This is a genomic window from Kitasatospora sp. NPDC088783 (genome assembly GCF_044750705.1).
Taxonomy (GTDB): Bacteria; Actinomycetota; Actinomycetes; order Streptomycetales; family Streptomycetaceae; genus Kitasatospora; species Kitasatospora fiedleri.
This window is the reverse complement of sequence record NZ_JBIVKJ010000001.1, coordinates 998443-1011024: the sequence shown is the minus strand read 5'-3', so window position 1 is coordinate 1011024 and position 12582 is coordinate 998443. Positions and strand designations below refer to the sequence as shown.

10 protein-coding genes and 1 pseudogene are annotated in these 12582 nt (G+C 76.5%); 5 read left to right on the top strand and 6 right to left on the bottom strand.

Translation table 11 applies throughout. The features are described 5' to 3' along the window. The 3 genes and pseudogenes from ACIP60_RS04485 to ACIP60_RS04475 form a co-directional block, all read left to right on the top strand. A pseudogene (locus ACIP60_RS04485) lies at positions 1 to 94 on the top strand (electron transfer flavoprotein subunit beta); the annotation flags it as partial. A gap of 166 nt (positions 95 to 260) precedes the next feature. Beyond that, the gene (locus ACIP60_RS04480) at positions 261 to 1217 is read left to right on the top strand and encodes an electron transfer flavoprotein subunit alpha/FixB family protein (protein WP_400679885.1); all 957 of its coding nucleotides are present in this window, start codon (positions 261 to 263) and stop codon (positions 1215 to 1217) included. A 143-nt stretch (positions 1218 to 1360) separates the two neighbouring features. Continuing rightward, the gene (locus ACIP60_RS04475; RefSeq protein ID WP_400679883.1) at positions 1361 to 2197 is read left to right on the top strand and encodes a class I SAM-dependent methyltransferase; all 837 of its coding nucleotides are present in this window, start codon (positions 1361 to 1363) and stop codon (positions 2195 to 2197) included. Positions 2198 to 2216: 19 nt separating this feature from the next. Here the strand turns inward: ACIP60_RS04475 and ACIP60_RS04470 are convergent, their stop codons facing one another. Next, entirely contained in the window at positions 2217 to 2558 is a 342-nt protein-coding gene (locus tag ACIP60_RS04470; protein ID WP_400679881.1) for a DUF5713 family protein, read from the bottom strand. A 76-nt stretch (positions 2559 to 2634) separates the two neighbouring features. Continuing rightward, positions 2635 to 3678 (bottom strand): Acg family FMN-binding oxidoreductase, encoded by a 1044-nt coding sequence (locus tag ACIP60_RS04465; protein WP_400679878.1) that lies wholly within the window; start codon positions 3676 to 3678, stop codon positions 2635 to 2637. A 222-nt stretch (positions 3679 to 3900) separates the two neighbouring features. Here ACIP60_RS04465 and ACIP60_RS04460 point away from each other — a divergent pair, with 222 nt between their 5' ends. Then, a complete protein-coding gene (locus ACIP60_RS04460) occupies positions 3901 to 4905 on the top strand; it encodes an aldo/keto reductase family protein (protein WP_400679876.1) in 1005 nt (334 codons plus the stop codon). 106 nt (positions 4906 to 5011) lie between these two features. Here ACIP60_RS04460 and ACIP60_RS04455 read toward each other — a convergent pair whose 3' ends face one another. The 3 genes from ACIP60_RS04455 to ACIP60_RS04445 all read right to left on the bottom strand — a co-directional run bounded on the left by ACIP60_RS04455 (position 5012) and on the right by ACIP60_RS04445 (position 10085). Next, positions 5012 to 7438: a SpoIIE family protein phosphatase gene (locus tag ACIP60_RS04455; RefSeq protein WP_400679874.1), complete on the bottom strand. Its 2427-nt coding sequence runs from the start codon at positions 7436 to 7438 to the stop codon at positions 5012 to 5014. After that, positions 7435 to 9510 carry a SpoIIE family protein phosphatase gene (locus ACIP60_RS04450; protein ID WP_400679872.1) on the bottom strand — a complete coding sequence of 692 codons (2076 nt, stop codon included), beginning with the start codon at positions 9508 to 9510 and terminating at the stop codon, positions 7435 to 7437. Before ACIP60_RS04450 ends, ACIP60_RS04455 begins: the two co-directional genes overlap by 4 nt. Before the next feature lie 170 nt (positions 9511 to 9680). Beyond that, the gene (locus tag ACIP60_RS04445; protein ID WP_400679869.1) at positions 9681 to 10085 is read right to left on the bottom strand and encodes an SHOCT domain-containing protein; all 405 of its coding nucleotides are present in this window, start codon (positions 10083 to 10085) and stop codon (positions 9681 to 9683) included. A gap of 112 nt (positions 10086 to 10197) precedes the next feature. On the opposite strand from ACIP60_RS04445, the gene ACIP60_RS04440 reads away from it, so the two are divergent. Further along, positions 10198 to 11502, top strand: coding sequence for a threonine/serine exporter ThrE family protein (locus ACIP60_RS04440; RefSeq protein ID WP_400679867.1), 1305 nt, complete (start codon positions 10198 to 10200; stop codon positions 11500 to 11502). Between the two features lie 43 nt (positions 11503 to 11545). Here ACIP60_RS04440 and ACIP60_RS04435 read toward each other — a convergent pair whose 3' ends face one another. After that, on the bottom strand, positions 11546 to 12433 hold the full coding sequence (locus ACIP60_RS04435; protein ID WP_400679866.1) for a hypothetical protein: 888 nt from the start codon (positions 12431 to 12433) through the stop codon (positions 11546 to 11548). Between the last annotated feature and the right edge of the window lie 149 nt (positions 12434 to 12582).

Sequence of the window (12582 nt, the reverse complement as noted above, 5' to 3'; positions counted from 1 at the left end):
CCGCCCCGCCCGCACCAAGGGCGTCATCGTGACCGACGAGGGCCAGGGCGGCAAGCAGCTCGCCGCCTACCTCGCCGAGCAGAAGTTCATCTGACCGGCCGCGCCACCGCGCCCCGCCCGGCGGTCGCCCCGAGCCCGCACCGCTCGCCCGGCGACCGCCCCGGCCGCGCCCCCGCGCCGATGAACAGCGCCGCCGTGCACACCCGCACCCGGCGGCCCGTCACACCCGTTCTTCCACGCATCCCCAGGAGCAACCGACCATGACCGAGATCCTGGTCCTCGTCGACCACGTCGACGGCGCCGTGCGCAAGCCCGCCCTCGAACTGCTGACCCTCGCCCGCCGCCTGGGCACCCCCCGCGCCGTCGTCCTGGGCGCCGGAGCCGCCGCCGCCGGCATCGCCGCCAAGGCCGCCGAGTACGGCGCCGCCACCGTCCACACCGCCGACGCCGAGGAGTTCACCTCCCAGCTCGTCGTCCCCAAGGTCGACGCCCTCACCCAGATCGCCAAGGACACCGGCGCCGCCGCCGTCCTGCTCACCTCCTCCGGCGAGAACAAGGAGATCGCCGCCCGCACCGCCCTGCGCCTGGGCTCCGGCCTGATCACCGACGCCGTCGACGTCGAGCAGGGCCAAGACGGCCCCGTCGCCACCCAGTCGGTGTTCGCCGCCTCCTTCCAGGTCAAGTCCACCGTCACCACCGGCGCCCCCGTCATCACCGTCAAGCCCAACAGCACCGCCCCCGAACCCGCCCCCGCCGCCGGCACCGTCCAGAACGTCACCGTCGCCCTGAGCGGCAACGCCGCCACCGTCACCTCCCGCACCCCCCGCGTCTCCACCGGCCGCCCCGAACTCACCGAGGCCGCCATCGTCGTCTCCGGCGGCCGCGGCGTCGGCGCCGCCGACGGCTTCTCCGTCGTCGAGGACCTCGCCGACGCCCTCGGCGCCGCCGTCGGCGCCTCCCGCGCCGCCGTCGACGCCGGCTGGTACCCCCACAGCAGCCAGGTCGGCCAGACCGGCAAGCAGGTCTCCCCCCAGCTCTACGTCGCCGCCGGCATCTCCGGCGCCATCCAGCACCGCGCCGGCATGCAGACCAGCAAGACCATCGTCGCCGTCAACAAGGACCCCGAAGCCCCCATCTTCGAACTCGTCGACTACGGCGTCGTCGGAGACCTCTTCACCGTCCTCCCCCAGCTCACCGAGCAGGTCAAGACGGGCTGACGTCCCGTCGACCGGCCTGCCCGGCCCGAAGGGCGCGACCGCTCCGGTCGCGCCCTTCGGCGTTCCCCCGCCGCCCGCGGCGGGCCGGGCTCCGGCCCCGTCCGACTATGATCGTCCGCCAACCACCGGAACGAGGGGGACCCATGCCGCGGACCGCACCGCCGACCACCGCTTTCGACGCCAACGAGCGCACCGCCTGGGCCGGGCACGGCGCCGTCTACGCCGCCTCGTTCGGCCGGCTCTGCGCCCGCCCCGTGGAGCGGCTCCTCGACGCGGCGGGCGTGTCCGCGCGGGACCGGGTGCTGGACGTCGGGACGGGGCCGGGCACCGTCGCCGCGGCGGCGGTGGCCCGCGGCGCCCTGGTCACCGCCGTCGACGCCGAACCGAGCATGCTCGCACTCGTCCGCCGCGACGTCCCGCAGGCCCGGAGCGAACTCGCCACCCTCCCCGAACTGCCCTTCCCGGACGGCGAGTTCGACGCGGTGGTGGCCAACTTCGTGCTCAACCACGTCGGTCGGCCGCTGCTCGCGCTCGCCGAACTGCGGCGCGTGCTGCGCCCGGGCGGGCGGCTCGCCCTGACCATCTGGTCGGGCAGCCCCGCCCCGGGCCAGACGCTGGTCCCGCGCGCCCTGCAGGCGGCCGGCGCGGCCCGCCCGGCACACCTCGGGCCGCTCGACCCGGCCGACGACTTCGACCGCACCCCCGACGGCCTGGCCGAACTACTCACCGGCGCCGGACTGCGCGACGCCCACGGGAGCACCGTCGAGTTCGACCACGCCACCACCCTGGACGAGTGGTGGAGCGGCCCGGCGGCCGGTGTCGCCACCATCGGGCTGACCCTGCTCGCCCAGCCGCCCGCCGTCCGGGACGCGGCCCGCCGCCACTACGAGCGGCTCGCCGAGGAGTACCGCACCGACCCGGCGGCCCCGGACGCCCTGCTGCTCCCGCACCGCGCCCTGCTGGCCTCCGCCGTCCGCTGAACCGCGCCCGCCTGCCGCCTCACCACTCGCGGGGGTCGACCAGCTCCTCCAGGTCGGCCTCCAGGAAGCCGTACGCCCGGGCGAGGTGGTCGAAGTCCGCGGCGATCGCCTCGCGCGCGACGGTCTCGATCTCGCTGCCGGCCTCGTGGAACTCCTCCGCCAGCAGGTTGAACTGCTCCGTCGCGGCGTGCGTCAGCTCGTACAACTCGTCGAGCCCGCGCGGCGGTCGGCCTTCGATCCGCTCGCACAGCGCGTGCAGGATGTCGCCGCCCTTGGCCACCAGGTGCGCCGGGTAGTAGCCGTCCCCGCGCATCGGGCCCAGGAACTCGTACCCCGCCATCCGCTCGTTGGTGATCGTCATGCCGCCGCTCCGTCCGCTGGGGAATCCTCCCGGCCGATGATGCCCCCGGCCACTGACAGTCCCCGGCGGTCGGCGGTCAGCGACCCCGGGCCGGGTCGCGCAGCAGGTCGTCGACGCTCCGGCGCGGGGTGGCCGCCCCGGGCGGGCCGTAGCCGACCCGCAGCACCACCTGGACGGTGCCGACGCCGCTGTCGGGATCGCGCAACCGCCATCGGGTGTCCGGGAGTTCGACGGCCTGGTGGAGCACCGAGACGCGCAGCCCCCGGGCGGTCGCCACCAGCCACACCCGCTCCAGCGCCTGCCCGGCCCGCAGCCAGTCCGCCGCCGTGTCGCCCCGGGTGGCGATGGTCGCCACCTGCGGCAGCGCCTCGAAGCGCTGCGTGCGCACGGGCCCGCGCCCGGCGAAGTCCCGTACGGGGACCCGGGCTTCGTGGTCCTGCGGCCCGAGCGCCCACTCCGGGATGCCGTCCGCGGCACCGCTCGCGGGAGCACGACCCGCGGGCTCCGCGCGCAGCCAACCACCCGTCTCCGCCCGGCGGGCGGCGTCCGCGGCGATCCGGGCCTCGGCCTCCGCGGTCAGTGCCAGCACCCGGCGCGCGCCGGACTCCTCCAGCACGTCCAGCACGGCGTCCTCGTCGGCGGCGGCCTCGATCAGCTCGCCGATCACCGCCTCGGGCACGTCCCGGTTCCCGAACGGCTCGCGGCTGGAGTGCCGTTGGCCGACCGCCTCCGCCAACTCGGCCAACTCGACCGGCTCGTGGGGCGCGCCGCGCGGGCCGAAACGCACCACCGCCACCGGCCCGTCCGACCCGCCCGGTCCCGGCATCAGGTCCAACTCCTCGACCGGCAGCCCGAGTCGGGCAGCCGCCACCCGCAGGTTGAACAGCGCCGCCCCGACCGACAGCAGCATCGCCCGCCCGTCCGGATCGGCCAGCGGCACGGCCCGCGCGGGGTCGGCGAACACCAGCACCCCGGGGCCGTCCGCGGTCGGCCGGAACCGCCACGGCTGCGTGTTGTGCAGCGACGGCGCGGCCCCGGCCGCGGCGACCAGTTCCCGCAGTTCGGCCGGGCTCGGCCCGCCCGGCACCCCGTCCACCGTTCCCGCCATCGGCTCGGTCATCGCGGATCACTCCTCGCCGCATCCTCGTCGGGTCGCACGCTTCCGTGTCTTGAGCCTGCGCCCGCCCCGCCCCGCCCGGTAGGGCCCAAAGGCCCGGGCCCGGCGACCTCCGACCCCGTCCACCGCCCCGCGTACCGCCCCCGTCCGCCGCCCCGCGCACCGACCCCGCCGCCCTGGCCGGGGTGGTGCCGACGCCGCCGCCGCTGACGTACGGTACAGATCATGGAATTCCGTCACCTGGGCCGCAGCGGCCTGATCATCAGCGAGATCGCGTACGGGAACTGGCTCACCCACGGCTCGCAGGTCGAGGAGGACACCGCGGCCGCCTGCATCCGGGCCGCCCTCGACGCGGGCATCACCACCTTCGACACCGCCGACGTCTACGCCGAGACCCGCGCCGAGTCGGTCCTCGGACGGGCCCTCAAGGGCGAGCGCCGCGAGGGGCTGGAGGTGCTCACCAAGGTGTTCTGGCCGACCGGCCCCGGCCGCAACGACCGGGGGCTGGGCCGCAAGCACATCCTGGAGTCGATCGACGGCTCGCTGCGCCGCCTGCAGACCGACTACGTGGACGTCTACCAGGCCCACCGCTACGACCCCTCCACCCCGCTGGAGGAGACCATGGAGGCGTTCGCCGACGTGGTCCGCTCCGGCAAGGCGCTGTACATCGGCGTCTCCGAGTGGACGGCCGAGCAGATCCGGGCCGGTCACGCGCTGGCCCGCGAGCTGCGTGTCCCGCTGGTCTCCAGCCAGCCGCAGTACAGCGCGCTGTGGCGCGTCATCGAGGGTGAAGTGGTGCCCACCTGCGAGGAGTTGGGCATCGGCCAGGTGGTCTGGTCGCCGATCGCGCAGGGCGTGCTGACCGGCAAGTACCAGCCCGGGGCGGAGCCGCCGGCGGGCTCCCGGGCCACCGACGAGAAGGGCGGCGCGAACTTCGTCTCCCGCTGGCTGCGGCCCGAGGTCCTGGAGCGCGTCCAGCTGCTGCACCCGCTCGCCGCGGAGGCCGGGCTGTCGCTCGCCCAGCTCGCCGTCGCCTGGGTGCTGCAGAACCCGAACGTCTCGGCCGCGATCATCGGCGCCTCCCGCCCCGAGCAGGTCACCGAGAACGTCAAGGCCGCCGGCGTGAAGCTGGAGCCCGCGCTGCTCGCCCGGATGGACGAGATCCTGGCCCCGGTCGCCGAGTTCGACCCGGCCCGGACCGCGGAGAACGCCCCCAAGACCCGCCCCTGAGCCCCACCGGCGCGCCGGGCGCCTGAACGCGCGGGCCCCCGGACCCGGCCGGCGCACCGCGCCCGCGGGCGGCCACCGCGACACCCCGGTGGCCGCCCGCGGCCCGCTACTCCCCGCCGCCCTCCGCCAGCCCCGCCATCCCCGGCACCACCGGCGCCGCCGAGGCCGCGGGCGCCCCCGGCACCTCCGACGTCTCCGGCACCTCCTGCTGCGCCCAGATGGTCTTGCCGTGCCGGGCGAACCTGGTCCCCCAGCGCTGCGCCAACTGCCCGATGATGAACAGCCCCCGGCCGCCCTCGTCGGTGGACTTGGCGCGCCGCAGGTGCGGCGTGCTGTCCGAGCTGTCCGACACCTCGCAGATCAGGCCCCGGTCGTTGATCAGCCGCAGCCGGATCGGCGACTTCCCGTACCGGATCGCGTTGGTCACCAGTTCGCTGACGATCAGGCCGGTGGCGAACTCCAGCTCCTCCAATCCCCAGGCGGCGAGCTGGTGTTCGGCCAGCCGCCGGGCGGTGCGCACCACCGCCGGGTCCTCCGGCAGGGTCCACACCGCGACCTTGTCCTCGGGCAGCTCCAGGGTGCGCACCAGCAGCAGCACGGCGTCCTCGCGCTGGCGCTCGGGCAGCAGCGCGTACACCGCCTGGTCGCACAGCTGCGCCAGTTCCTCCTCCCCGGCCCGGGCCAGCACCCGTTGCAGCACCGCCCGCCGGCCCTCCCCCGGCCCGGCCGGCAGCGTCTCGTCCAGGCCGCCGCGCTCCGCGCTCCGCCCCGGCCCGCGCTCCGCGGCGCCGTCCGCCCGGGGCGGCGTGCGCCGCGGCGGGCCGGACATCAGCCCGTTGGTGTACAGCGCCAGGACGCTGCCGACCGGCAGTTCCGCGACGCGCATCTCGTAGCAGCCGTCGCCGCAGCCCAGCGGCAGCCCGGGTTCGACCGGGAACGGCACCGGCACGCCGTCGGGGCCGACCACCACCGGCCCGGGGTGTCCGGCGGAGGCGGCCGTGCAGGTCCGGGCGATCGGGTCGTAGACCAGGTACAGGCAGGAGGCCAGGCCGTCCGGCAGGGTGCTCGCGCCGGCCGGCAGGCTGCCGCGCTGCTCGTCGGTCAGCACCCGGGCCGCGTCGTCCAGCCGCACCAGCAGTTCGTCGGGCGGCAGGTCCTGGACGGCCAGCGTGCGCAGCGCGGTGCGGACCTGGCCCATCAGGGCGGCGGCCTCGATGCCGGTGCCGGTGACCGAGCCGATCGCCAGGCCGACCCGGGCGGCGGACAGCGGCACCACGTCGTACCAGTCCCCGCCCGGGCCGACCACGCCCGGCAGGTAGACGTGCGCGCTGCGCACGGCGCTCAGCTCCACCGGTTCCCGGGGCAGCAGTTGGCGCTGCAACGTGGTGGCGATCGACCGTTCCCGGGCGTAGCTGCGGGCCTTGTCGATGGCGACCGCGCCGCGCGAGGCCAGTTCGACGGCCAGCTCCAGGTCGTCCTGGTCGAAGGGTTCGGGCCGCCGGTGCCGGTACAGCGCCAGCACGCCCAGCACGGCGTCGTGCACCACCAGCGGCGCGACGATCATCGAGTGCACGCCGAGCCCGGTCAGCCGCCGCCCCCGCTCGGGGTCGGCGGCCAGCCACTCCTCCTCCCCGCCCAGCCCGCGGATCAGCCGGGCCCGCCCGTCCTCCAGGGTCCGGCTGTACGGGGTCGGCGCCCCGTACGTGGACAGCGCGCCGTGCGGGACGGGGCCCGCCGAGGGTCCGGCGGGGCCGGTGCCGCGCACCGAGCGGTAGGCGGCCCGGCGCAGTGGCGCGCCGGGGTCGATCGGGCCGGGGCGCAGCGGCAGTCCGCGCAGTGGTTCGTCGAGCAGGTCGACGGTGGCGGAGTCGGCGAAGCGGGGGACGGCGACCTCGGCGAGTTCCTGGGCGGAGCCGATGGCGTCGAGGGAGACGCCGAGGCGGCGGTGCGCGCTGTGCAGGATGTCGAGCCGGTCGAGGGCGCACTGCCGTTCGGTGACGTCCTCGACGGCGGCGACCAGGTAGCGGCGGCCGGTGTCGGAGACGATCCGGAACAGGGAGACCGCGCCGACCATCTCGTGTCCGGGGTCGGCGGGCATCCGGCCGCGCACCAGGTGTTCGCGGACGTAGCCGCCGTCCTGGAGGGCCTGCCGGGCGAGCACCTCCAGTTCGACGCGGTCGAAGCCGGGGGCGAACTCGGCGGGGCGGTGTCCGACGATGTCGGTGCTCGCCATGTCGCGCACGCCGCGGGCGGCGCTGTTGTAGCGGATCACCCGCAGCTCGTCGTCGAGCAGGTAGAGGCCGATCGGGGCCTGCGCGAACAGCGCGTCGAGCAGGGCCGCGTCGACGTGGTCGCCCTGGCCGCTGCCCGCCGGCCGGGGCACCGCGCCCCCGCCCGCCCCGTCCGCCGGTCCGCTCACGTCGCCGCCCTCTCCGTCGCTGTGCCGGTCGTCCCGGTGGCCGTCCACGCCGTTCCTCCGCATCCCGTCCTGCTCGCCGTCCCCCCGCCGCTCCTCCTGCTCGCCGTCGCTCACCGGCCGCCCTCCCGGCCGGGGCCTCTGCTCGCGGCGTCCACCGCGCGTCCCTGCGGGTCGGGCCGGAAGGCGATCACGGCGATGTCGTCGCGGACGTCGGCGACCTGGGCGACCAGGTGGTCGCAGAAGTCGGCCAGCGGGCGGTGGCGGGCCGCGGCGGCGGTGCGGCAGAGCCGGGCGAGGCCGTCGTTCAGGTGCTCGCCGGGGACTTCGACCAGGCCGTCGGTGTAGAGCAGCAGTGTCTCGCCGGGCCCGACGGGGTGCCGGTGGGTGACCCGGGGCCGGCGCGGGTCCACGCACAGCGGGACGTCGGCGTCCTCGGCGGCCAGCAGCCGGGGCGGTCCGTCGACCGGGACGAGGACGGGCGGCGGGTGTCCGGCGTTGGCCCACTCCATCTCCCAGCCGCCGTCGGCGCCGTGCCGCACCAGCCGGGCGTGCACCGCGGTGGCGAAACTGCCCACGCCCAACCCCTCGGCGGCGGTGTCGAGTTCGCGCAGGGTGTCGGCGGGGGTGTGGGCGTGGCCGCGGGTGTAGGCGATGGAGCGCAGCATGGCGCGCAGCTGGCCCATGGTGGTGGCGGCGGCGAGGTCGTGGCCGGCCACGTCGCCGATGGTGACGGCGAGCGAGCCGTCGGGCAGCGCGAAGGCGTCGTACCAGTCGCCGCCGACCTCGGCGTTGCGGCTGCCGGGCTGGTAGCGGGCGGCGACGGCGGCGGCGCCGAGCCGGGGCAGGGTGGTGAGCAGGGCGCGTTGCAGGACGACGGCGGCGTGCCGGGCGCGTTGCAGGGCGAGGGCCTGGCGCAGCGGGGCCTGGGCGCGTTGCAGGACTTCGTGCTGGAGGTCGATGTCGGCGGGTCCGGGCGGGGGCGCGTCCTCGCAGCCGGCGGTGGCGGCGAGGGCGACGACGGCGCCGTCGACGACGATGGGCAGCAGGGTGAGGCTGGTGGCGCGGGCGGCGGACAGCCAGCGGGCCGATATCTCGGGGACGGCTCCGCCGGGGACCGCGCCGTCGGTGAGGTCGAGCAGGGCGGGGGTGCGGTCGGTGACGGCTTGGCGGGCCCGGGCGCCGAGGGTGAAGGTCTGCTGGTTGAGCGGGGGCAGCGGGGGCAGTCCGGGGCGGGCGACGGAGGCGATCCGGGTGGCGACGATCTCCTCGCCGGCGGCGTCGGGTGCGGGCAGCAGGTAGACGGCGCACACGTCGGTGAGGTCGGGGACGAGGGTGGCGGCGAGGGCGGCGAAGGCGTCCTCGGCGCGTTCGGCCTCGGTGACGGCGCCGGCCCGGGCGAGCAGCCGTTCGCGCAGGCGTCCGCGCCAGTGGTCCTCGATGTCGCGGGTGGTGCCGATCCATTCGGTGCCGCTGCTCTCGTGCGGGACGGGGACGGCGCGGGAGCGGACGTGCCGGTAGCCGCCGGCGGCGCTGCGGACCCGGAAGGTGTGGTCGAAGACGCGGGGCAGGTCGCGGGCGGCGGCGGCCCAGCGGGCGGCGGTGTCGGCGCGGTCCTGGGGGTGGACGACGTCGAGCCAGCCGTCGTCGGCGGCGGCTTCGGAGAAGGGCTGGCCGGTGATCTCCTCCCAGCCGGGCATGAGTTCGCTGGCGGTGCCGTCGGTGCGGGCGACCCAGACCATCTGGGCGGCGGCGGCCATCAGCGCCTCGTAGCGCCGCAGGGCTTCCAGGCGTTCGGCGGACTGGCGTTCGGCCTCGAGGGCGGAGTGCAGTTCGGCGGTGGTGTCGATGGCGGCGGCGAGGATGCCGGGGCCGTACCGGGTGGCGGCGGGCGAGCAGGAGTAGACGAAGTGGCGGTGGGCGGGTCCGGCGCCGGGGCAGCCGAGGGTGCGGTGGGCGGTGACCTGCCGGGCGGTGCCGTCGGCGAGGACGGCGTCCAGGGTGGCGAGGAAGCGCTCGCTGCCGGGTTCGGTGAAGGCTTCGCGGGCGGGCGCGCCGAGCGGGCGGTCGCCGAACAGCTCGCGGAAGGCGTCGTTGTAGTAGACCATCCGGTGCTCGGGGCCGGCGGTCAGGGCGATCGCGACGACGGCGCGGTCGAACACCTCGGGCGTCAGCTGCGGTTCCGGCACGCCGTGGTCCTCCTCCCGTCCGCCGCTCGGCGGGTTCGTCCGGACCGGTCCGGTCCGTTCTCCGGCCCGGCCGGGCGGCCTCGGCCCGACGGTCCCGGCCGGCGGCGCGGCGTCCGCGGGCCCGCCCGGTCCCGTCGGCCATCGGGTCCGGTCCCGTCAGCCATCGGTGTTCAGGCGAGCAGTTTCTGCTTCGCGGCCCGGAACTCCTCCTCGGAGAGGGCGCCGCTGTCCTTCAGGTCGGCGAGCCGGGCGAGTTCGTCGACGTGCCGAGGTCCGGTGTCCCGGTCCTCCGTCCCGGCGGCCTTCCTGATGTAGTCCTGGAACTGTCCCTCGGCCTGCGCGGCGACCGCCCGGTCGCGGTGGCCCATCCCCTGGCCGCGGGCGATCAGGTAGACCAGGACGCCGAGGTAGGGCAGCACGATCACGAAGATCGTCCAGGCGGCCTTGGCCCAGCCGCCCATGTCGTGGCTGCGGAAGATGTCGGTCAGCACCTTGAACATCAGGAAGAACCACAGGATCCACAGGAACAGCCACAGCATGGTCCAGAACAGGTTGAGCGCCGGGTAGTCGTCCATCGACTGGCTCCCTTCCACAGGTCCTACGAGTGGTATCACCACATTTCGGGCACCGCACGTCGGCGGTCGGCCGCCGCGCAGCCCGCCGCGGACCGGGCGAGGATGTGAGCGGGTGCCGGGTCAGGCGCCGCGGGAGGCGCGGGAGGCGCGGATGGACGGCGGGCGGGCGGTGCGCACGGAGCCGGACGGCGGCGGGGTGGCGCTGGAGCGCTTGACGGCGCTGCTGGAGCGGCTGACCCGGATGCTGCTGGCGGCGAGCGGCGAGGGCGCCTCGGAGGTCGAGCGGACGGTGGCGCGGGTCGCGGCGGGTTTCGGCGCCCGGAGCGCGATGGTGCTGGTGCCGGACGGCGCGACGCTGACCGTGTCGCTGGACGGCCGCAGCTCGACGGTCGCGGTGCGGGCCTTCCCGGACGTCGCCCGGCTCGACAAGGTCGCCGCGCTCAAGCCGTGGGCGCACCGGGCCGCCCTGGGCCGCACCCCCCTCGCGGAGGCCGAGCGGGGGCTGGCGGCGATCGACGGCGCGCCCGCCCCGTACCCGTGGTGGCTCAAGGGCCTGGGGATCGTGCTGTTCACGGTGGGCTTCGCGCCGCTGATGCAGCCGACCTGGTACGAGATCGGCAGCAGTGCGCTGCTGGGCCTGGTCACGGCGGTGCTGGCGGTGGCGGCGGGGCGGTGGCCGCGGCTGTCGCGGGTGCTGCCGCTGGTCGCGGCGGCGGCCGTGTCGGTGCTGGTGCTGGAGGTGTTCGCCCGCACCCCGGCGCACGGCGGGGCGGTGCTGCTGATGCTCCCGGCGCTGTTCTACTTCGTCCCCGGCGACCTGCTGTCGGCCGCCGCCGCCGAGCTGGCCGCCGGGTTCCTCACCACCGGCGCGGTGCGCCTGGTGTACGCGGTGTTCCTGCTGCTGCAGCTGTACCTGGGCGTGATGCTCGGGGTGTACGCGACCGGCGGGGACACCTCGGCGCTGTTCGACGTGGCGGCGCGCGCCGACCTGCCGCGCTGGGCGGTGTTCCTGTCCTGGGTGGTGTTCACCGTCGGCACGGTGCTGGCGTTCGCGGTGCCGTGGCGGCTGCTGCCGGTCCTGCTGGGCACGGTGTACCTGACGGTCGCGGTGCAGTCGGGGGCGACGAAGCTGGTCGGCGAGGTGGGCGGGACGTTCGTGGCCGCCGTGGCGCTGGGGGCGCTGGCCACGGCGGTGGCGCACCGGCCGGACCGGCCGCCGCGGCTGCTGCTGGCGCTGCCCGGGTTCTTCACCCTGACGGTCGGCTCGCTGGGCATGCGCGGCCTGACCAGTCTGGCCGGCGGCCATCCCGTGCGGGGCTTCCACGACCTGCTGTCGATGGTCACCACGGTGGTGGCGATCGCCGTCGGCCTGCTGGTCGGCGCGGTGCTCGCCCAGCGCCCGCAGCCGCTGCCCTGAGCCGCCGGCCCGCCGGCCCGGCCCGCCCGGACACCTCGCCCGGCTACCCGGCCGCCGCGAGCCCGCGGTCCGTCCCGCTGCCGTGGCAGGGCAGGTCGAGCGCGGCCGGGTCCATCGCGGGCAGCCACTGGCCGCTCTTGCGCAGCACGGGCGTCAGCACGATCTCCGGCCGGCCGTCCTCGCCGGGCCGCACCAGGGCGTCGTAGCGGACCGGGCGGTGGGCGGCGGTGGCGGGCGTGGGCCGTTCGTCGCGGTGGGCACGGGCCTGCGCGTCGAGGGCCAGGTAGGCGTGGTGGAGGTGCGCCTCCCAGCCGGGCAGGTGGTACGGGTCGGCGGGGACGAGGTAGCGGGCGCCGCGGTCGGTCAGCAGGGCGACCAGGCGGTCGACCGCCTCGGTGCGGCGCAGGTCGGGCGGGAGCAGGTCGAGTGCTTCGGCGAGCGGGCGGGTGACGCGCAGCAGTGCCTCGTTGAAGTCGAGGCCGTGCTCGCCCTCGGCCTGGACGAGCAGGGCGCGCTGGTCGCCGGTGAGGTGGAGCCGGCAGGGGTGGGCGCCGCCCTCGGCGAGCAGGTCGGGCCGGCCGTGCCAGTGGACGGGGGTGTCGCCGAGGCGGGCCCACTGCGGCCAGTGGAGCTCGCCGCCGGGGCCCGCGACGGCGTGCCCGAGGTGGTGGTCGCCGACGGTGAGGACCTCGATCCGGGCGCCGACCACCCGGGCGGGTTCGGGGTGGTGGACCAGCCGCCGCCCGTCCCAGTCCAGGCCGCCGGTGCGCGCGCCGACGGGCGCGGTGGCGGCGAGGGTGAGCGGGCCGTGCGGGTGGGCCTCGTGCATGTGGGAGACCGTGACGGGGACCAGGACGGCCGCGCGGAGCACGGCCTGCCGGTCGGGGAACGGCCTGGGCTGGACCGTTCCGGTGGTGGGGTGCTCCGTCATGCGCCGTGCCCTTCCCGCGCCCGCACGGCGCGCGACCCGGCGGGTGCCGGCTCGTCGGCCGGCCACCCCGCGGTGTGTCCCGTCGGCCGCCCGCGCGGCCAGGGGGACAGCGTACGGGGCGGCGGGCGGTTCGGGAACGCGGGCGGGGC